Source organism: Variovorax sp. UC122_21 (assembly GCF_044056785.1).
GTDB lineage: Bacteria > Pseudomonadota > Gammaproteobacteria > Burkholderiales > Burkholderiaceae_C > Variovorax.
The window spans coordinates 2,274,772-2,297,204 of sequence record NZ_CP172003.1 but is presented as its reverse complement, the minus strand read 5'-3'; the positions used below and the strand labels follow the sequence as shown (position 1 = coordinate 2,297,204).

Below are 22,433 nucleotides of genomic sequence, written 5' to 3'. Positions count from 1 at the left end.
GGCGGACGTCTTTCTTCGAGTTCGGTTTCTCAAGGGGTGATCTCCACAACCGGCTGCGCGCGCAGGGCGGCAGCCAGTTGCTCCGTTTCGGTGGCCGACTGGTTGACGTGGAACGCGATCTGCTCGCTGAAGAGCAGCCCGCCCACGTCGCCGACCGGCAGCCCGGCCGCGCGCGGCGCCGGCGGTGCCAGGCGCTGCGGCGGCGTGCGCTCGTTGCCGATGCGCGGGTCGTTCGAGGCTTCCGAAGCCGCGGCGCCGAGCGCGCCGAGGCCCGACGCGCCGTCTGGCCGGTCCGCGGTGTCGCCGACCAGCAGCTCCTGGCCCGGGCGCATGGCCTCGAGCACCCGCACATCGCCCTGGCGCGAGAACATGGCGCGCGCCGGGTCGAGCACCACGAAGCGGCGCTGCAGGCTCTCGACCACGTCGAGGATCGGCGTGCCGCTGTCCAGCCGCGGGATGCCGTCGAGCGGGCGGATGCCTTCGAGCGCGATGCGCAGCGGCTCCTTGCCGTCGAGGAACTGGATGCCGTAGAGCGGACGGATCGCATTGACCGCCTCGTCGATATGCAGCGGCACCGCCATCGGCTTGAGCTCGTAGGCCTTGTAGCCCCACTCGGTGCGGATGTCCCAGCCCGCGGGCCAGTCGGGCTGGCCGAACTCGAGCAGTTGGCCGACGCTCGGCGGCACCTCGGCCAGCGGCGGGACGGGTGGCGGGGGTGGCGCCGGCGGCTGCGTGGCCGGCGAGACCGTGAGGCTCACCGTGCCGGTGGCGGTGGCGCCGTCGCGGTCGACCGCGGTGTACGAGAAGCTCGGCGTGCCCGAGAAGCCCGGCAGCGGCACGAAGGTGAGCGTGCCGTCGGCATTGAGCGTGACCGTGCCGCCGTCCACCGCGACCGAGCCGCCGACCGCGATCGGCACGCCGTTGATATGGCGCACCGTGAGCGGTCCGCCCTCGGGGTCGCTGTCGTTGGCCAGCACGTCGATCGTGACCGGCGCGCCGCCGGCCGAGACGGCGCTGTCGGGCCGCACCACCGGTGCGCCGTTGACCGGTGCGATGTCGATGGTGATGCGGTTGGGCGTGGCGTCGAAGGCACCGGCGGAGTCCTGCACCGAGAAGGTGAAGCTCGCATAGGCCGTGCCGCTGCCGTTGGCCGCGGGCACGAAGCTCAGCCGGCCCGCCGCGATGTCGGCCGCGGAGATCACCTGGCCCGCCGTCACCGCCACGCCGTTGAGCACCAGCGTGCCATTGGCCGGCAGCGTGTCGATGCGCACGTTCGCCAGCGTCTGGCCCGCATCGGCATCGGTGAACGCGAAGTTCGCGCCGGTGAGCACGAGCGCCGTGTCCTCGGTCCCGCGGATCGTCGCGTCGGTGCTGTCCGGCGGCGTGTTGGCGCCGACGTTGACCGTCAGGGTCGCGGTGGCGGTGCCGCCCTGGCCGTCGCTGACGGTGTAGCGGATGACGACCGGGCCATTGAGGTTGGTGGCCGGCACGAAGTTCAGCGTGCCGTCGGGGTTCACCGTGACCGTGCCGAGCACCGGGTTGTCCAGCACGGCGCCGGTCACCGTGAGGCTGTCGCCATCGACGTCGCTGTCGTTGGCCAGCACGGGGATGTTGTTCAGCGGCGTGTTGATCGGCGTGCTGGCGATGTCGTTGCCAGCCACCGGCGCGTCGTTCACGGCGGCGACATTGACGGTCACGGTGACCGTCGAGGTGCCGCCCTGGCCATCGCTCACCGTGTAGGTGAAGCTGGCCGGGCCGTTGTAGTTGGCGTTCGGGGTGAAGACCACGTTGCCGCCCACCAGGCTGACCGTGCCATTGACCGCACCTTGCACGCTCACGATGGTCAGCGGGTTGCCGTCGACGTCGGTGTCGTTGCCCAGCAAGGTGGCGGCCGGGATCGTCAGCGGCGTGTCTTCCACCGCATTGACGGTGTCGGGGTTCGCCACTGGCGCATCGTTGACCGGCGCGATGTCGAAGCCGATGCGGTTCGGCGTGGTGTCGAAGGCGCCGGCCGAGTCCTGCACCGAGAAGGTGAAGCTCGCGTAGTTCGTGCCGTTGCCGTTCGCAGCAGGAACGAAGCTCAGGCGGCCGGCGGCGATGTCGGCGGCCGAGATCACCTGGCCTGCGTTCACGGCCACGCCGTTGAGCAGCAAGGTGCCGTTGGCCGGCAGCGTGTCGATGCGAACGTTCGCCAGGGTCTGGCCGCTGTCGGCGTCGGTGAACGCGAAGTTCGCGCTGCCCAGCACGACCGGCGTGTCCTCGGTGCCCGAGATCGTCGCATCGGCACTGTTCGGCGGCGTGTTCGCGCCGACATTGACCGTCAGGGTGGCCGTGTCCGTGCCGCCCTTGCCGTCGCTCACCGTGTAGGTGATGACCACCGGCCCCGTCACGTTGGCGGCCGGCGTGAAGTTCAGCGTGCCGTCGGGGTTGACCGTGACCGCGCCGCGCGCCGGATCGACGCTCGCGCCCGTCACCGTCAGCGGGTCGCCATCCACGTCGCTGTCGTTGGCCAGCACCGGGATGTTGGCCAGCGGCGTGTTGATCGGCGTGCTCGCGAGGTCGTCGCCCGCCACCGGTGCGTCGTTGACCGGCGTGACGACGATGGTCAGCGTCGAGCTCGCGGTGGCGGTGCCGTCGCTCACGGTGTAGGTCGCCACGGGCACCGGGCCGTTGTAGTGGGCCGCGGGCGTGAAGACGTAGCTGCCGTCGGCATCGATCGCCAGCGTGCCCACGCCGGCGAGCGTGGCCGTCTGGCCGGCCGTGTAGCTGGCGCCGCCGACCGTGAAGCCCGTCACCGTCAGGCCGTCGCCGTCGAGATCGCTGTCGTTGCCCAGCACGTTGCCGGTGGCCGGCGTGTCCTCGGGCACGGTGTTCGTGTCGGCGTTCGCCACCGGTGCATCGTTGCTGCCGCTCACGGTGATCGTCAGCGTCGAGCTGTCGGTGCTCGAGCCGTCGGTCATCGCATAGGTGGCGACCGGCACCGGGCCGCTGTAGTTGGCCGCCGGGGTGAAGGTGTAGCTGCCGTCGGCGCGGATCGTCAGCGTGCCCACGCCCGCGATGCTGGCGGTCTGGCCCGCGGCATAGGCCGTGGCATCGCCCGCCACCGTGAAGCCGGTGACCGTCACCGGTCCGTCGACGCTGCTGGTGCCCGCGAGCACGGTGCCGGAGATCGGCGTGTCCTCGGGCGTGCTCACGCTCTCGTCGGCGTCGGTGAAGGGGTCGTCCACCGGCGTGACCACGATGGTCAGCGTCGAGGTGTCGGTGCTGCTGCCGTCGCTCAGGCGATAGGTCGCGACCGGCACCGGGCCGTTGTAGTTGGCCGCCGGCGTGAAGGTGTAGCTGCCGTCGGCATTGATCCTCAGCGTGCCCACGCCCGCGATGCTCGCGGTCTGGCCCGCGGCATAGGCCGTCGCATCGCCGGCCACGCTGAAGCCGGTGACCGTCACCGTGCCGTCGGGACTGCTGGTGCCCGCGAGCACCGAGCCCGAGATCGGCGTGTCCTCCGCCGTGCTCACGCTTTCGTCGCCATCGGAGAAACCGTCGGCCACCGGGGAGACGGCGAGCGTGAGCGTGGCGCTCGCGGTGGCCGTGCCGTCGCTGACGGTATAGGTCGCGACGGGCACCGGGCCGTTGTAGTTGGCCGCCGGCGTGAAGACGTAGCTGCCGTCGGCGTTGATGACCAGCGTGCCCACGCCCGCCAGAGTGGCGCTCTGCCCGGCCGTGTAGGTGCTGCCGTCGACCACGAACTGCGTCACCGTGAGCGTGGTGCCGTCGGCGTCGCTGTCGTTGCCCAGCACATTGCCCGTGGCGACCGTGTCCTCGGGAATGGTCTGCGCGTCGGGGTTCGCGACCGGCAGGTCGTTGACCGGCGCGATGTCGATGGTGACGCGGTTGGGCGTGGTGTCGAAGGCGCCGGCCGAGTCCTGCACCGAGAAGGTGAAGCTCGCGTAGGTGGTGCCATTGCCGTTGGCGGCGGGCACGAAGCTCAGCCGGCCGGCGGCGATGTCGGCGGCGGAGATCAGCTGGCCCGAGGTGACGGCCACGCCGTCGAGCAGCAGCGTGCCGTTGTTCGGCAGCGTGTCGATGCGGACGTTGGCGAGGGTCTGGCCGCTGTCGGCGTCGGTGAAGGCGAAGTTCGCGCTCGTGAGCACGAGCGGCGTGTCTTCCGTGCCGGAGAGGGTCGCGTCGGCGCTGTCGGGCGGCGTGTTGGTGCCGACGGTGACGGTCAGCGTGGCCGTCGCGGTGCCGCCCTTGCCGTCGCTCACCGTGTAAGTGATGACGACCGCGCCCGTCACATTGTTCGCCGGCGTGAAGTTCAGCGTGCCGTCGGCATTGACCGTCACCGTGCCCTGCGCCGGGTTGTTCAGCGTGGCGCTGGTGACCGTCAGCGAGTCGCCATCGACATCGCTGTCATTGGCCAGCACCGGGATGCTCGAGAGCGGCGTGTTGATCGGCGTGCTGGCGATGTCATTGCCCGCCACCGGCGCGTCGTTCACGGCGCCGACATTGACCGTCACGGTCGTGGTCGACGTCCCGCCCTGTCCGTCGCTCACCGTGTAGGTGAAGCTGGCCGGGCCGTTGTAGTTGGCGTTGGGCGTGAAGACCACGTTGCCGCCGACCAGGCTCACGGTGCCGTTGGTGGCGTCCTGCACGCTCACGAGGGTCAACGGGTTGCCGTCGACGTCGGTGTCGTTGCCGAGCAAGCTCGCGGCCGGGATCGTCAGCGGCGTGTCTTCCACCGCGTTGACGGTGTCGGGGTTCGCGACCGGCGCATCGTTGACCGGCGCGATGTCGAAGCCGATGCGGTTCGGCGTGGTATCGAAGGCGCCGGCCGAGTCCTGCACCGAGAAGGTGAAGCTCGCGTAGTTCGTGCCGTTGCCATTGGCCGCGGGCACGAAGCTCAGGCGACCGGCCGCGATATCGGCGGCCGAGATCACCTGGCCCGCCGTCACGGCCGTTCCGTTCAGCAGCAAAGTGCCATTGGCCGGCAGCGTGTCGATGCGTACGTTCGCCAGGGTCTGGCCGCTGTCGGCGTCGGTGAACGCGAAGTTCGCGCTCGTCAGCGTGACGGCGGTGTCCTCGGTGCCGGCGATCGTCGCGTCGGCGCTGTTCGGCGGCGTGTTGGTGCCGACGTTGATCGTCAGGGTCGCGGTGTCGGTGCCACCTTGGCCATCGCTCACCGTGTAGGTGATGACCACCGGTCCCGTCACATTGGCGGCCGGCGCGAAGTTCAACGTGCCGTCGGCATTGACCGTGACCGTTCCGAGCGCCGGATCCACCGTGGCGCTGGTGACGGTGAGCGGATCTCCGTCGACATCGCTGTCGTTCGCGAGCACCGGGATGCTCGTGAGCGGGGTGTTGATCGGCGTGCTGGCGATGTCATCGCCGGCCACCGGTGCATCGTTGGTCGCGCCGACGTTGACCGTCACGGTCGTGGTCGAGGTCCCACCCTGGCCATCGCTCACCGTGTAGGTGAAGCTGGCCGGGCCGTTGTAGTTGGCGTTCGACGTGAAGACCACACTGCCGTTTGCCAGGGTCACCGTGCCATTGACGGCATCCTGCACGCTCACGATCGTCAGCGCGTCGCCGTCGGCATCCGTGTCGTTGCCCAGCAGCGTGCCCACGGGGATCGTCAACGGCACATCCTCGCTCGCGCTCACCGTGTCGGGGTTGCCGACAGGTGCATCGTTGACGGCGGCGATGTCGAAGGTGATGGTGTTGGGCGTGGTGTCGAAGGCACCGCCCGAGTCCTGCACCGAGAAGCTGAAGCTGGCGTAGGCCGGGCCATTGCCGTTGGCGGCCGGAGCAAAGCTCAGCCTTCCAGCTGCAATGTCGGCAGCGGAGATGATCTGGCCGGCAGTGACGGCCACACCGTCGAGCAGCAGCGTGCCGTTCGCAGGCAACGTATCGATGCGCACATTGGCCAGCGTCTGCCCGCTGTCGGCATCGGTGAACGCGAAGTTCGCGGTGCCCAGCACCACCGGCGTGTCTTCGGTGCCGGAGACCGTGGCATCGGCGCTGTTCGGTGGGGTATTGGTGCCGACATTGACCGTCAGCGTGGCCGTCGCGGTGCCGCCCTTGCCATCGCTCACGGTGTAGCTGATGACGACGGCCCCGGTCACGTTGTTGGCCGGCGTGAAGCTCAGCGTGCCGTCGGCGTTGACCGTCACGCTGCCCTGCGCCGGGTTGTTCAGCGTCGCACCCGTGACCGTGAGCGGATCGCCATCGACGTCGCTGTCGTTGGCCAGCACCGGGATGTTGGTCAGCGGCGTGTTGATCGGCGTGCTCGCGATGTCGTTGCCCGCGACCGGTGCGTCATTGACCGCGCCGACATTGACGGTCACGGTGACCGTCGAGGTGCCGCCCTGCCCATCGCTCACGGTGTACGTGAAGCTGGCCGGTCCGTTGTAGTTGGCCGCCGGCGTGAACACCACGTTGCCATTGACCAGGCTGACCGTGCCATTGGTCGCATCCTGCACGCTCACGATGGTGAGCGGATCGCCATCCACATCGGTGTCATTGCCCAGCAGCGTTCCCGCAGGAATCGTCAGCGGCGTGTCCTCCACCGCATTGACGGTGTCGGGATTGCCCACCGGCGCATCGTTGACCGGCGCGATGTCGATGGTGATGCGGTTGGGGGCCGTGTCGAAGGCCCCGGCGGAGTCCTGCACCGAGAAGATGAAGCTCGCGTAGTTCGTGCCGTTGCCATTCGCAGCAGGAACGAAGCTCAGCCGTCCCGCCGCGATGTCGGCCGCCGAGATCACCTGGCCCGCCGTGACCGCCACGCCATTCAGCAGCAGGGTGCCGTTGGCCGGCAGCGTGTCGATGCGAACGTTCGCGAGCGTCTGGCCCGCATCGGCATCGGTGAACGCGAAGTTGGCGCTGCCCAGAACGACCGGCGTGTCCTCGGTCCCCGAGATCGTTGCGTCGGCGCTGTTGGGCGGCGTGTTCGTGCCGACGTTCACCGTCAGGGTCGCCGTGTCCGTGCCGCCCTTGCCGTCGCTCACCGTGTAGCTGATGACGACCGGTCCCGTCACGTTGTTGGCCGGCGTGAAGTTCAAGCTGCCGTCGGCATTGACCGTGACCGAGCCGAGCGCCGGATTGACGCTTGCGCCCGTCACCGTGAGCGGATCGCCATCGACGTCGCTGTCGTTCGCCAGCACCGGGATATTGGTCAGCGGCGTGTTGATCGGCGTGCTCGCGATGTCGTCGCCCGCCACCGGCGCGTCGTTCACGGCGCCGACATTGACCGTCACGGTCGTGGTCGAGGTGCCGCCCTTGCCGTCGCTCACCGTGTAGGTGAAGCTGGCCGGACCGTTGTAGTTGGCGGTGGGCGTGAACACCACGTTGCCGCCGACAAGGCTGACCGTGCCGTTGACCGCGTCCTGCACGCTCGTGATGGTGAGCGCATCGCCATCCACGTCGGTGTCGTTGGCCAGCAGATTGCCGGTGGGAATGGTCAGCGGCGTGTCCTCGGTGGCGGCCACCGCGTCCGGCGAGGCCACGGGCGCGTCGTTGGCGGCCGCGACGTTCACGCTCACCGTCACGGTCGAGCTGCCGCCATTGCCATCGCTCACCGTGTAGCTGAAGCTGGCCGGGCCGTTGTAGTTGGCGTTCGGCGTGAACACCACGTTGCCGCCCACCAGGCTGACCGTGCCATTGACCGCGCCCTGCACGCTCGTGATGCTCAGCGTGTCGCCATCGGCATCGCTGTCGTTGCCCAGCAATGCCGAGGCTGGAATGGTCAGCGGTGTGTCTTCCACCGCATTGACGGTGTCGGGCGTACCGACCGGTGCATCGTTGACCGGCGCGATGTCGAAGCTGATGCGGTTCGGCGTGGCATCGAATGCGCCACCCGAGTCCTGCACCGAGAAGCCGAAGCTCGCGTAGCCCGTGCCGTTGCCGTTCGCGGCCGGCACGAAGCTCAGCCGACCAGCCGCAATATCGGCCGCCGAGATCACCTGCCCCGTCGTGACCGCCACGCCTTCGAGCAGCAGCGTGCCATTGGCCGGCAGCGTGTCGATGCGCACGTTTGCGAGGGTCTGGCCGGCATCCGTGTCGGTGAAGGCGAAGTTGGCGGTGGTCAGGACGACCGGGGTGTCTTCGGTGCCGGGGATCGTCGCGTCCGCGCTGTCGGGCGGCGTGTTGGTGCCGACGTTGACCGTCAGGGTGGCGGTGTCCGAACCGCCCTTGCCGTCGCTCACCGTGTAGCTGATGACCACGGCGCCCGTCCCGTTGGCGGCGGGCGTGAAGTTCAGCGTGCCGTCGGCGTTGATGGTCACCGTGCCTTGGGCCGGATTGTTCAGCGTGGCGCTGGTGACCGTGAGGCTGTCGCCGTCGACATCGCTGTCGTTGGCCAGTACCGGGATGTTCGAGAGCGGCGTATTGATCGGCGTGCTGGCGATGTCGTTGCCCGCCACCGGTGCGTCGTTCACGGCGGCGACGTTGACGGTCACGGTGACCGTCGAAGTGCCACCTTGGCCATCGCTCACCGTGTAGCTGAAGCTGGCAGGTCCGTTGTAGTTGGCCGCGGGCGTGAACACCACGTTGCCGCCGACCAGGCTCACGCTGCCATTGGTCGCGTCCTGCACGCTGGTGATGGTCAGCGGGTTGCCGTCGACATCGGAGTCATTGCCCAGCAGTGTTCCCGCGGGGATCGTCAGCGGCGTGTCTTCCACCGCATCGACGGTGTCGGGGGTTCGCCACCGGCGCGTCGTTGACCGGTGCAATGTCGAAGCTGATGCGGTTCGGCGTGGTGTCGAAGGCGCCGCCCGAATCCTGCACCGAGAAGGTGAAGCTCGCGTAGTTCGTGCCATTGCCGTTCGCGCCCGGCACGAAGCTCAGATTGCCTGCCGCGATGTCGGCGGCCGAGATCACCTGGCCGGCGCTCACGGCCACGCCGTTGAGCAGCAGCGTGCCATTCGCCGGCAGCGTATCGATGCGCACATTGGCGAGCGCCTGACCCGCATCGGCATCCGTGAACGCGAAGTTCGCAGTGCCCAGGACGACCGGCGTGTCTTCGGTGCCAGAGATCGTCGCGTCGGCGCTGTTCGGCGGGGTATTGGTGCCGACGTTGATCGTCAGGGTCGCCGTGTCCACGCCACCCTTGCCGTCGCTCACGGTGTAGCTGATCACCACCGGGCCAGTCACGTTGTTGGCGGGTGTGAAATTCAGCGTGCCGTCGGCATTGACCGTGACCGTGCCTTGGGCCGGGTTGTTCAGCGTCGCGCTGGTGACCGTGAGGCCGTCGCCATCGACATCGCTGTCGTTGGCCAGCACCGGAATGTTGGCGAGCGGCGTATTGATCGGCGTGCTCGCGATGTCGTCGCCGGCCACCGGTGCGTCGTTGACGGCCCCGACGTTCACCGTGACCGTCACGGTCGAAGTACCACCCTGCCCGTCGCTCACGGTGTAGCTGAAGCTGGCCGGGCCGTTGTAGTTGGCCGCGGGCGTGAACACCACATTGCCGCCCACCAGGCTCACCGTGCCATTGGTCGCGTCCTGCACGCTCACGATGGCGAGCGGGTCGCCGTCCACGTCGGTGTCGTTGCCCAGCAGCGTGCCGACCGGAATGCTCAGCGGCGTGTCCTCGACCGCGTTGACGGTGTCGGGGTTGCCCACCGGCGCATCGTTGACCGGCGCGATGTCGAAGCTGATGCGATTCGGCGCCGTGTCGAAGGCACCACCCGAGTCCTGCACCGAGAAGGTGAAGCTCGCGTAGCCCGTGCCGTTGCCGTTCGCGCCCGGCACGAAGCTCAGGCGGCCCGCGGCGATATCGGCGGCGGAAATCACCTGGCCGGCGGTGACGGCCACGCCGTCGAGCAACAAGGTGCCGTTGGCCGGCAGCGTGTCGATGCGCACGTTCGCGAGCGTCTGTCCGGCATCCGCATCGGTGAATGCGAAGTTGGCCGAACCCAGCACGACCGGCGTGTCCTCGGTGCCGGAAAGAGTCGCATCGGCGCTGTTCGGCGGGGAGTTCGTGCCGACATTGACCGTCAGGGTGGCCGTGTCCGTGCCGCCCTTGCCGTCGCTCACCGTGTAGCTGATGACCACCGTGCCCGTCACGTTGGCCGCCGGGGTGAAGTTCAGCGTGCCATCGGCGTTGATGGTCACCGTGCCCTGTGCCGGGTTGTTCAGCGTGGCGCTGGTCACGATGAGGCTGTCGCCGTCGACATCGCTGTCGTTAGCGAGCACCGGGATGTTGGTCAGCGGCGTGTTGATCGGCGTGCTGGCGATGTCATTGCCCGCCACCGGTGCGTCGTTCACGGCGGCGACATTGACGGTCACGGTGACCGTCGAGCTGCCGCCCTGCCCGTCGCTCACGGTGTACGTGAAGCTGGCGGGGCCGTTGTAGTTGGCGGCCGGGGTGAACACCACGTTGCCGCCGACCAGGCTCACGGTGCCATTGGTCGCATCCTGGACGCTGACGATGGCGAGCGTGTCGCCATCCACGTCGCTGTCGTTGCCCAGCAGGCTGCCCACCGGGATGCTCAGCGGCGTGTCCTCGACGGCCGCCACCGTGTCGGGCGCGGCCACCGGCGCGTCGTTGACCGCGGCGATGTCGATGGTGATGCGGTTGGGCGTGGCGTCGAAGGCACCGGCCGAGTCCTGCACCGAGAAGGTGAAGCTTGCGTAGGCCGGGCCATTGCCGTTGGCGGCGGGAACGAAGCTCAGGCGACCAGCCGCGATGTCGGCCGCAGAGATGACTTGACCCGCAGTGACGGCTGCGCCATCGAGCAGCAGCGTGCCATTGGTCGGCAGCGTGTCGATGCGCACGTTCGCGAGCGTCTGGCCGCTGTCGGCATCGGTGAACGCGAAGTTGGCCGTGGTCAGGACCAGTGGCGTGTCTTCTGTGCCCGAGAACGTTGCATCGGCGCTGTTCGGCGGTGTGTTGGTTCCGACGTTCACGGTCAGGGTCGCGGTGTCCGTGCCGCCCTTGCCGTCGCTCACGGTGTAGGTGATGACCACCGCGCCCGTCACGTTGTTCGCCGGCGTGAAGTTCAACGTGCCGTCGGCATTGACCGTCACCGTGCCTTGCGCCGGGTTGTTCAGCGTGGCATTCGTGACCGTCAGAGAGTCGCCATCGACGTCGCTGTCGTTCGCGAGCACCGGGATGTTCGCCAGCGGCGTATTGATCGGCGTGCTCGCGATGTCGTTGCCCGCGACCGGCGCGTCATTGACCGCGCCCACGTTGACGGTGACCGTCACGGTCGAGCTGCCGCCCTTTCCGTCGCTCACGGTGTAGGTGAAGCTGGCGGGGCCGTTGTAGTTGGCGGCCGGTGTGAAGACCACGTTGCCACCCACCAGGCTCACCGTGCCGTTGACGGCGTCCTGCACGCTGACGATCGCGAGCGTGTCGCCATCGACATCGGTGTCGTTGCCCAGCAAGCTCGCGGCCGGGATCGTCAGCGGCGTGTCTTCCACCGCGTTGACGGTGTCGGGGGTTGCCCACCGGCGCATCGTTGACTGGCGCGACGTCGATGGTGATGCGGTTGGGAGCAGCGTCGAAGGCGCCGCCCGAGTCCTGCACCGAGAAGGTGAAGCTCGCGTAGCCCGTGCCGTTGCCATCGGCCGCGGGAACGAAGCTCAGCCGGCCGGCCGCGATGTCGGCGGCGGAGACCACCTGGCCAGCAGTCACGGCGACGCCATCGAGCAGCAGCGTGCCATTGGTGGGCAGCGTGTCGATCCGGACGTTCGCGAGCGTCTGGCCGGCATCCGCGTCGGTGAAGGCGAAATTGGCCGTGGTCAGGACCAGCTGCGTGTCCTCGGTGCCCGGGATCGTGGCATCGGCGCTGTCGGGCGGCGTGTTGGTGCCGATATTGACGGTCAACGTGGCCGTGTCCGTGCCGCCCTTGCCGTCGCTCACGGTGTAGGTGATGACGACCGCGCCCGTGACGTTGGCGGCCGGGGTGAAGTTCAGCGTGCCGTCGGCGTTGACCGTCACGGTTCCCTGCGCCGGGTCGTTCAGCGTGGCGCCGGTGACCGTCAACGGATCGCCGTCGACATCGTTGTCGTTCGCGAGCACCGGAATGTTGGTCAGCGGCGTGTTGATCGGCGTGCTCGCGATGTCATCGCCGGCCATCGGTGCATCGTTGGTCGCGCCCACATTGACGGTCACGGTCGTGGTCGAGGTGCCGCCCTTGCCGTCGCTCACGGTGTAGGTGAAGCTGGCCGGGCCGTTGTAGTTGGCAGTTGGTGTGAAGACCACGCTGCCGTTGGCCAGCGTGACCGTCCCGTTGACGGCATCCTGCACGCTCACGATCGTCAGCGCATCGCCGTCCGCGTCGGTGTCGTTGCCCAGCAGCGTGCCCACGGGAATCGTCAGCGGCACATCCTCGCTCGCACTCACCGTGTCGGGGCTACCGACCGGTGCGTCGTTGACCGCGGCGATATCGAAGGTGATCGTGTTGGGCGCGGTGTCGAAGGCGCCGCCAGAGTCCTGCACCGAGAAGGTGAAGCTTGCGTAGGCCGGGCCGTTGCCGTTCGCGGCGGGCGCGAAGGTCAGGCGACCAGCAGCGATGTCGGCGGCCGAGATCACTTGGCCGGCGGTGACGGCGACGCCATCGAGCAGCAGCGTGCCGTTCGCAGGCAGCGTGTCGATGCGCACATTGGCCAAGGTCTGGCCCGAGTCGCTGTCCGTGAACGCGAAGTTGGCCGTACCCAGCACCACCGGCGTGTCTTCCGTGCCGGAGACCGTGGCATCGGCGCTGTTCGGCGGGGTATTGGTGCCGACATTGACCGTCAGCGTGGCCGTCGCGGTGCCGCCGTTGCCATCGCTCACCGTGTAGGTGATGGCCACGGCGCCCGTCACGTTGCTGGCGGGCGTGAAGTTCAGCGTGCCGTCGGCATTGACCGCGACCGTGCCCTGCGCCGGGTTGTTCAGCGTGGCATTGGTGACCGTGAGGCTGTCGCCATCGACATCGCTGTCGTTCGCCAGCACCGGGATGTTGGTCAGCGGCGTGTTGATCGGCGTGCTCGCGATGTCGTTGCCAGCCACCGGCGCGTCGTTCACGGCTCCGACATTGACGGTCACGGTGACCGTCGAAGTTCCGCCCTGCCCGTCGCTCACGGTGTAGCTGAAGCTCGCCGGCCCGTTGTAGTTGGCAGCGGGCGTGAACACCACGTTGCCATTGACCAGGCTGACCGTGCCGTTGGTGGCGTCCTGCACGCTCGTGATGGTGAGCGGGTTGCCGTCCACGTCGGTGTCGTTGGCGAGCAAGGTCGCCAACGGAATGCTCAGCGGCGTGTCCTCGACCGCCGTCACCGTGTCGGGGTTGGCAACCGGCGCGTCGTTGGCGGCCGCGATGTCGATGGTGATGCGGTTGGGCGTGGTGTCGAAGGCCCCTGCCGAGTCCTGCACCGAGAAGGTGAAGCTCGCGTAGCCCGTGCCGTTGCCGTTGGCGGCGGGTACGAAGCTCAGCCGTCCCGCGGCGATGTCGGCCGCCGAGATCACCTGCCCCGTGGTGACCGCCACGCCATCGAGCAACAGCGTGCCGTTGGTGGGCAGCGTGTCGATGCGGACGTTCGCCAGGGTCTGGCCGGCGTCCGCATCGGTGAAGGCGAAGTTGGCCGTGCCCAGGACGATCGGCGTGTCCTCGGTGCCGGACAGGGTCGCATCGGCGCTGTTCGGCGCGGTGTTGGTGCCGACGTTGATGGTCAGCGTGGCCGTGTCGGTGCCACCCTTGCCGTCGCTCACGGTGTACGTGATGACGACCGCGCCCGTCACGTTGCTCGCGGGCGTGAAGTTCAGCGTGCCATCGGCGTTGACCGTGACCGTGCCCTGCGCCGGATTGTTCAGCGTGGCATTGGTGACCGTCAGTGAGTCGCCATCGACGTCGCTGTCGTTCGCCAGCACCGGAATGTTCGCGAGCGGCGTGTTGATCGGCGTGCTCGCGATGTCGTTGCCCGCCACCGGCGCGTCGTTGACCGCGCCCACGTTGACGGTGACCGTCACGGTCGAGCTACCGCCCTGCCCGTCGCTCACGGTGTAGGTGAAGCTGGCGGGCCCGTTGTAGTTGGCCGCCGGTGTGAACACCACGTTGCCACCGATCAGGCTCACCGAACCATTGACCGCGTCCTGCACGCTCGTGATGGTCAGCGCATCGCCATCCACGTCGGTGTCGTTGCCCAGCAGCACGCTGCTCGGGATCGTCAGCGGCGTATCCTCGGTCGCATCGACGGTATTGGTGTTCCCCACCGGCGCATCGTTGGCCGCGCCCACATTGACGGTGACCGTCACCGTCGAGCTGCCGCCATTGCCATCGCTCACCGTGTAGCTGAAGCTGGCCGGGCCGTTGTAGTTGGCCGCGGGCGTGAACACCACGTTGCCGCCCACCAGGCTGACCGTGCCGTTGACCGCGCCCTGCACGCTCGTGATGGTCAGCGTGTCGCCATCGGCATCGCTGTCGTTACCCAGCAATGCCGAGGCGGGAATGGTCAGCGGTGTGTCCTCGACCGCATTGACGGTGTCGGGCGTGCCGACCGGTGCGTCATTGACCGCGGCAATATCGAAGGTGATGCGGTTCGGCGCAGTATCGAAGGCGCCGCCCGAGTCCTGCACCGAGAAGGTGAAGCTGGCATAGGCCGTGCCATTGCCGTTGGCCGCGGGAACGAAGCTCAACCGACCAGCCGCGATGTCGGCCGCCGAGATCACCTGCCCCGTGGTGACCGCCACGCCATCGAGCTGCAGCGTGCCATTGGCCGGCAGCGTGTCGATGCGCACATTGGCCAGCGCCTGGCCAGCATCGGCATCGGTGAACGCGAAGTTCGCAGTGCCCAGAACGACCGGCGTGTCCTCGGTGCCAGAGATCGTCGTGTCCGCGCTGTCGGGCGGCGTGTTGGTGCCGACATTGACCGTCAGCGTGGCGGTCGCGCTGCCGCCCTTGCCGTCGCTCACGGTGTAGCTGATGGCGACCGGGCCCGTCACGTTCGCTGCGGGGCTGAAGTTCAGCGTGCCGTCGGCGTTGATGCTGACCGTCCCCTGCGCCGGGTTGTTGAGGCTGGCGCTGGTGACCGTGAGGCTGTCGCCGTCCACATCGCTGTCGTTGGCCAGCACCGGGATGTTCGACAGCGGCGTGTTGATCGGCGTGCTGGCAATGTCGTTGCCGGCGACCGGCGCGTCGTTGACCGCGCCCACGTTGACCGTGACCGTCACGGTCGATGTATCGCCCTGGCCGTCGCTCACGGTGTAAGTGAAGCTGGCCGGTCCGTTGTAGTTGGCCGCGGGCGTGAAGACCACGTTGCCATTGACCAGGCTGACCGTGCCGTTCGTGGCGTCCTGCACGCTCGTGATGGTGAGCGGGTTGCCGTCGACGTCGGTGTCGTTCGCAAGCAGCGTGCCCACGGGGATCGTCAGCGGCGTGTCTTCGACCGCACCGATGGTGTCGGGGTTGGCCACCGGCGCGTCGTTGACGGCCGCGATGTCGAAGGTGATCGTGTTCGGCGCGGTGTCGAAGGCGCCGCCCGAGTCCTGGACCGAGAAGCTGAAGCTTGCGTAGCCCGTGCCATTGCCGTCCGCGCCCGGCACGAAGCTCAGGTTGCCCGCGGCGATGTCGGCAGCCGAGATCACCTGACCGGCAGTGACGGCCACGCCATTGAGCAGCAGCGTGCCATTGGCCGGCAGCGTATCGATGCGCACATTGGCCAGCGCCTGGCCCGCATCGCCATCCGTGAAGGAGAAGTTCGCAGTGCCCAGAACGACCGGCGTGTCCTCGGTGCCCAAGATCGTCGCATCGGCGCTGTTCGGCGGCGTATTGGTGCCGACGTTGACCGTCAAGGTCGCCGTGTCCACACCACCCTTGCCGTCGCTCACCGTGTAGCTGATGACGACCGGACCGGTCACATTGGACGCCGGCGTGAAGTTCAAGGTGCCATCGGCATTGATGCTGACCGTCCCCTGCGCCGGATTGTTCAGCGTCGCGCTGGTCACCGTGAGGCTGTCGCCATCGACATCGCCGTCATTGGCCAGCACCGGGATGTTGGTCAGCGGCGTATTGATCGGCGTGCTCGCGATGTCATCGCCCGCGACCGGCGCATCGTTGACCGCGCCGACATTCACCGTGACCGTCACGGTCGACGTGCCGCCCTGCCCATCGCTCACCGTGTAGCTGAAGCTGGCCGGGCCGTTGTAGTTGGCAGCGGGCGTGAACACCACATTGCCGCCCACCAGGCTCACGGTTCCATTGGTCGCGTCCTGCACGCTCACGATGGTGAGCGGATCGCCGTCCACGTCGGTGTCGTTGCCCAGCAGCGTGCCGACCGGGATGCTCAGCGGCGTGTCCTCGACCGCGTTGACGGTGTCGGGGTTGCCCACCGGCGCATCGTTGATCGGCGCGATGTCGATGGTGATGCGGTTCGGCGTCGTATCGAAGGCGCCACCCGAGTCCTGCACCGAGAAGGTGAAGCTCGCGTAGCCCGTGCCGTTGCCATTGGCCGCGGGCACGAAGCTCAGCCGGCCCGCCGCGATGTCGGCGGCGGAGACCACCTGGCCGGCGCTCACGGCCACGCCATCGAGCAACAAGGTGCCATTGGCCGGCAGCGTGTCGATCCGGACGTTCGCCAGGGTCTGACCCGAGTCCGCGTCGCTGAACGCGAAGTTCGACGGATTCAGGATCACCGCGGTGTCTTCGCTGCCGCCGATGGTGGCATCGGCGCTGTCGGGCGGCGTGTTGCCGCCGACATTGACGGTCAGCGTGGCCGTGGCGGTGCCGCCCTTGCCGTCGCTCACCGTGTAGCCGATGACCACGGCGCCGGTCACGTTGCTGGCGGGCGTGAAGTTCAGCGTACCGTCGGCGTTAACCGTCACCGTGCCCTGCGACGGGTTGTTCAGCGTGGCGCTGGTCACGGTGAGGCTGTCGCCATCGACATCGCTGTCGTTCGCCAGCACCGCAATGTTGGTCAGCGGCGTATTGATCGGCGTGCTCGCGATGTCGTTGCCGGCCACCGGCGCGTCGTTGACTGCGGCGACGTTGACCGTCACGGTCGTGGTCGCGCTGCCGCCCTTGCCGTCGCTCACCGTGTAGCTGAAGCTGGCCGGACCGTTGTAGTTGGCATTCGGCGTGAACACCACGTTGCCGCCGATCAGCGCCACCGTGCCATTGATGCCGTCCTGCACGCTGACGATGGCCAGCGTGTCGCCATCGACATCGCTGTCGTTGCCCAGCAGGCTGCTCACCGGGATGCTCAGCGGCGTGTCCTCGACGGCGGCCACCGTGTCGGGCGCGGCCACCGGCGCGTCGTTGACCGCGGCGATGTCGATGGTGATGCGGTTCGGCGTCGTGTCGAAGGCGCCGGCCGAGTCCTGCACCGAGAAGGTGAAGCTCGCGTAGCCTGTGCCGTTACCGTCGGCACCGGGCACGAAGCTCAGGCGCCCCGCGGCGATGTCGGCGGCCGAGATCACCTGGCCGGCGGTGACGGCCACGCCATCGAGCAGCAGCGTGCCGTTCGCGGGCAGCGTGTCGATGCGCACATTGGCCAGGGTCTGGCCCGCATCGGCGTCGGTGAAGGCGAAGTTCGCGCTCGTGAGCACGAGCGGCGTGTCTTCCGTTCCGGAGAGGGTCGCGTCCGCGCTGTTCGGCGGCGTGTTGGTGCCGACGTTGACGGTCAGGGTCGCGGTGTCCGTACCGCCCTTGCCGTCGCTCACCGTGTAGCTGATGACCACCGCGCCCGTGACGTTGCTGGCGGGCGTGAAGTTCAGCGTGCCGTCGGCATTGATGCCGACCGCGCCCTGCGCCGGGTTGTTCAGCGTGGCGTTGGTGACCGTCAACGGGTCGCCATCGACGTCGCTGTCATTGGCCAGCACCGGGATGCTCGAGAGCGGCGTGTTGATCGGCGTGCTCGCGATGTCGTTGCTGGCCACGGGGGCGTCGTTGACCGCCGCGACGTTGACGGTCACGGTGACCGTCGAACTGCCGCCTTGCCCGTCGCTCACGGTGTAGGTAAAGCTGGCGGGCCCGTTGTAGTTGGCCGCGGGCGTGAACACCACGTTGCCGTTCACCAGGCTCACCGTTCCGTTGGTGGCGTCCTGCACGCTCGTGATCGTCAGCGGGTTGCCGTCGACGTCGGTGTCGTTGGCGAGCAGCGTGGATGCCGCAATGGTCAGCGGCGTGTCCTCGGTCGCGGCCACGGTGTCGGGGTTGGCGATCGGGGCGTCGTTGACCGGGGCGATGTCGAAGCCGATGCGGTTCGGCGTGGTGTCGAAGGCGCCGGCCGAGTCCTGCACCGAGAAAGTAAAGCTCGCGTAGTTCGTGCCGTTGCCATCGGCTGCGGGCACGAAGCTCAGGCGGCCCGCGGCGATGTCGGCGGCCGAGATGACTTGACCTGCCGTGACAGCCACCCCGTCGAGCAGCAAGGTGCCATTGACCGGCAGCGTGTCGATGCGAACGTTCGCGAGCGTCTGGCCGGCATCCGCGTCGGTGAAGGCGAAGTTGGCCGTGCCTAGGACCACTGGCGTGTCTTCGGTGCCCGAGATCGTCGCATCGGCGCTGTTCGGCGGCGTGTTGGTGCCGACATTGACCGTCAAGGTCGCGGTGTCGGTGCCACCTTGGCCATCGCTCACCGTGTAGGTGATGACCACGGCGCCCGTCACGTTGCTGGCGGGCGTGAAGTTCAGCGTGCCGTCGGCATTGACCGTGACCGTGCCGAACGCAGGATCCACCGTGGCGTTGGTGACGGTGAGCGGATCGCCGTCGACATCGCTGTCGTTCGCAAGCACCGGGATGCTCGTGAGCGGGGTGTTGATCGGCGTGCTCGCGATGTCATCGCCGGCGACCGGTGCATCGTTGGTCGCGCCGACATTGACCGTCACGGTCGTGGTCGAGGTGCCGCCCTTGCCGTCGCTCACCGTGTAGGTGAAGCTGGCCGGACCGTTGTAGTTGGCAGTTGGTGTGAAGACCACGCTGCCGTTGGCCAGCGTGACCGTCCCGTTGACGGCATCCTGCACGCTCACGATCGTCAGTGCGTCGCCGTCGGCATCGGTGTCGTTGCCCAGCAGCGTGCCCACGGGGATCGTCAACGGCACATCCTCGCTCGCGCTCACCGTGTCGGGGTTGCCGACCGGCGCATCGTTGACCGCGGCGATGTCGAAGGTGATGGTGTTGGGCGCGGTGTCGAAGGCGCCGCCCGAATCCTGTACCGAGAAGCTGAAGCTGGCGTAGGCCGGGCCATTGCCGTTGGCGGCCGGAGCGAAGCTCAGGCGGCCGGCGGCGATGTCGGCGGCCGAGATGACCTGGCCGGCCGTGACGGCGACGCCATCGAGCAGCAGCGTGCCGTTCGCCGGCAACGTATCGATGCGCACGTTGGCCAAGGTCTGGCCCGAGTCGCTGTCCGTGAACGCGAAGTTGGCAGTGCCCAGCACCACCGGCGCGTCTTCGGTGCCGGAGATCGTGGCGTCGACGCTGTTCGGCGGCGTGTTCGCCCCGACATTGACCGTCAGCGTGGCCGTCGCGGTACCGCCCTTGCCGTCGCTCACCGTGTAGGTGATGACCACCGCGCCCGTCACGTTGCTGGCCGGCGTGAAGTTCAGCGTGCCATCGGCATTGATGCTGACCGTGCCGCGGGCCGGGTCCACGGTCGCGGAGCTCACGGTCAGCGCATCGCCATCGACGTCGCTGTCGTTGGCCAGCACGGGGATGTTCGCCAGCGGCGTGTTGATGGGCGTGCTGGCAATGTCGTTGCCGGCCACCGGGGCGTCGTTGACCGCGCCCACGTTGACCGTGACCGTCACGGTCGACGTACCGCCCTGCCCGTCGCTCACGGTGTATGTGAAGCTGGCCGGGCCGTTGTAGTTGGCCGCGGGCGCGAAGACCACATTGCCATTGACCAGGCTCACCGTGCCGTTGGTCGCGTCCTGAACGCTCGTGATCGTCAGCGGGTTGCCGTCGACATCGGTGTCGTTGGCGAGCAAGGTCGCCACCGGAATGCTCAGCGGCGTGTCCTCGACGGCCGTCACCGTGTCGGGATTCGCCACTGGTGCGTCGTTGGCGGCCGCGATGTCGAAGCGGATCGTGTTCGGCGTCGCGTCGAAGGCGCCGGCCGAGTCCTGCACCGAGAACGTAAAGCTTCGTAGCCCGTGCCGTTGCCATCGGCGCCCGGCACGAAGCTCAGGCGGCCCGCGGCGATATCCGCGGCCGAGATCACCTGGCCGGCCGTGACCGCCACGTCATCGAGCAGCAGCGTGCCGTTGGCCGGCAGCGTGTCGATGCGCACATTGGCGAGCGTCTGGCCCGCATCGCCATCGGTGAATGCGAAGTTCGTGCTGCCGAGCACCACCGGCGTGTCTTCCGTGCCGGCGATCGTGGCATCGGCACTGTTCGGCGGCGTGTTCGCGCCGACATTGACCGTCAGCGTGGCGGTCGCGGTGCCGCCGTTGCCGTCGCTGATCATGTAGCTGATGACCACGGCACCCGTCACGTTGCTCGCCGGCGTGAAGTTCAGCGTGCCGTCGGCGTTGATGCTGACCGAGCCCTGCGCCGGGTTGTTCAGCGTGGCGCTGGTGACCGTGAGGCTGTCGCCATCGACATCGCTGTCGTTCGCCAGCACCGGGATGTTGGCGAGCGGCGTGTTGATCGGCGTGCTCGCGATGTCGTTGCCGGCGACCGGCGCGTCGTTGACCGCACCCACGTTGACCGTGACCGTCACGGTAGACGTGCCACCCTGCCCGTCGCTCACCGTGTAGGTGAAGCTCGCGGGCCCGTTGTAGTTGGCCGCCGGGGTGAAGATCACGTTGCCACCGACCAGGCTGACCGTTCCATTGGTAGCGTCTTGCACGCTCACGATGCTCAGCGCATCGCCATCCACGTCGGTGTCGTTGCCCAGCAGCACGCTGCTCGGGATCGTCAGCGGCGTGTCCTCGGTGGCCGCCACCGTATCGGGCGAGGCCATGGGTGCGTCGTTGGCGGCCGCGACGTTCACGGTCACCGTCACCGTCGAGCTGCCGCCATTGCCATCGCTCACCGTGTAAGTGAAGCTGGCCGGGCCGTTGTAGTTGGCGTTCGGCGTGAACACCACGTTGCCGCCCACCAGGCTCACCGTGCCATTGACGGCGCCCTGCACGCTCGTGATGGTCAGCGTGTCGCCATCGGCATCGCTGTCGTTGCCCAGCAATGCCGACGCGGGAATGGTCAGCGGTGTGTCCTCGACCGCGTTGACGGTGTCGGGCGTGCCGACCGGCGCATCGTTGACCGGCGCGATGTCGAAGCTGATGCGGTTCGGCGTCGTGTCGAAGGCGCCGCCCGAGTCCTGCACCGAGAAGCTGAAGCTCGCGTAGCCCGTGCCGTTGCCATTGGCGGCCGGCACGAAGCTCAGCCGCCCCGCGGCGATGTCGGCCGCCGAGATCACCTGCCCCGTGGCGACGGCCACGCCGTCGAGCAGCAGCGTGCCATTGGCCGGCAGCGTGTCGATGCGCACATTGGCCAGCGCCTGGCCAGCATCGGCATCGGTGAACGCGAAGTTCGCAGTGCCCAGAACGACCGGCGTGTCCTCGGTGCCCGAGATCGTCGCGTCGGCGCTGTCGGGCGGCGTGTTCGCGCCCACGTTGACCGTCAGCGTCGCGGTATCCGTGCCGCCCTTGCCGTCGCTCACGGTGTAGCTGATGACGACCGGGCCCGTCACGTTCGCCGCCGGCGTGAAGTTCAGCGTGCCGTCGGCGTTGACCGTCACCGTGCCCTGCGCCGGGTTGTTCAGCGAGGCGCCGGTCACGGTCAGCGGATCGCCGTCCACGTCGGTGTCGTTCGCCAGCACCGGAATGTTCGCCAGCGGCGTGTTGATCGGGGTGGTCGCGATGTCGTTGCCCGCCACCGGCGCATCGTTGACCGCGCCCACGTTGACCGTGACGGTCACGGTCGAGCTGCCGCCCTGGCCGTCGCTCACCGTGTAGCTGAAGCTGGCAGGGCCGTTGTAGTTGGCAGCGGGCGTGAACACCACGTTGCCGCCGACCAGGCTCACCGTGCCATTGGTCGCGTCCTGGACGCTCGTGATGGTGAGCGGGTTGCCGTCCACATCGGTGTCGTTCGCGAGCAATGTGCCCACGGGGATCGTCAGCGGCGTGTCCTCGACCGCACCAATGGTCTCGGGGTTGGCCACCGGTGCGTCGTTGACGGCCGCGATGTCGAAAGTGATGGTGTTCGGCGTGGCGTCGAAGGCGCCGCCCGAGTCCTGCCACCGAGAATCTGAAGCTCGCATAGCCCGTGCCATTGCCGTTCGCGCCCGGCACGAAGCTCAGGTTGCCCGCGGCGATATCGGCGGCCGAGATCACCTGACCGGCAGTGACGGCCACGCCATTGAGCAGCAGCGTGCCATTGGCCGGCAGCGTATCGATGCGCACATTGGCCAGCGCCTGGCCCGCATCGGCATCCGTGAATGCGAAGTTCGCTGTGCCAAGGACAACTGGCGTGTCTTCGGTGCCAGAGATCGTCGCATCGGCGCTGTTGGGCGGC

The 22,433-nt window shown here is 68.1% G+C and carries 3 protein-coding genes and 1 pseudogene; all 4 read right to left on the bottom strand.

The window, feature by feature from the left end; translation table 11 throughout:
• Nucleotides 1-29: 29 nt before the first annotated feature.
• The 4 genes and pseudogenes from ACHMXE_RS11485 to ACHMXE_RS11470 all read right to left on the bottom strand — a co-directional run bounded on the left by ACHMXE_RS11485 (nucleotide 30) and on the right by ACHMXE_RS11470 (nucleotide 22,179).
• Complete coding sequence (locus ACHMXE_RS11485; protein ID WP_395346071.1) at nucleotides 30-8,678, bottom strand: Ig-like domain-containing protein; 8,649 nt, start codon at nucleotides 8,676-8,678, stop codon at nucleotides 30-32.
• The gene (locus ACHMXE_RS11480; RefSeq protein ID WP_395346069.1) at nucleotides 8,629-11,424 is read right to left on the bottom strand and encodes an Ig-like domain-containing protein; all 2,796 of its coding nucleotides are present in this window, start codon (nucleotides 11,422-11,424) and stop codon (nucleotides 8,629-8,631) included. The genes ACHMXE_RS11485 and ACHMXE_RS11480 overlap by 50 nt, the downstream gene beginning before the upstream one ends.
• 430 nt (nucleotides 11,425-11,854) lie before the next feature.
• A pseudogene (locus tag ACHMXE_RS11475) lies at nucleotides 11,855-19,948 on the bottom strand (Ig-like domain-containing protein); the annotation flags it as partial.
• Nucleotides 19,945-22,179, bottom strand: a complete 2,235-nt coding sequence (locus ACHMXE_RS11470) for an Ig-like domain-containing protein (protein ID WP_395347358.1) — start codon at nucleotides 22,177-22,179, stop codon at nucleotides 19,945-19,947. The gene ACHMXE_RS11470 and the pseudogene ACHMXE_RS11475, both read right to left, overlap by 4 nt.
• Nucleotides 22,180-22,433: the final 254 nt, after the last annotated feature.

What these genes read in the sequence shown, in the direction of transcription:
- ACHMXE_RS11470 (WP_395347358.1), bottom strand. Translation starts at nt 22,179, where the DNA reads ATGCGAGCTTCAGATTCTCGGTGGCAGGACTCGGGCGGCGCCTTCGAC.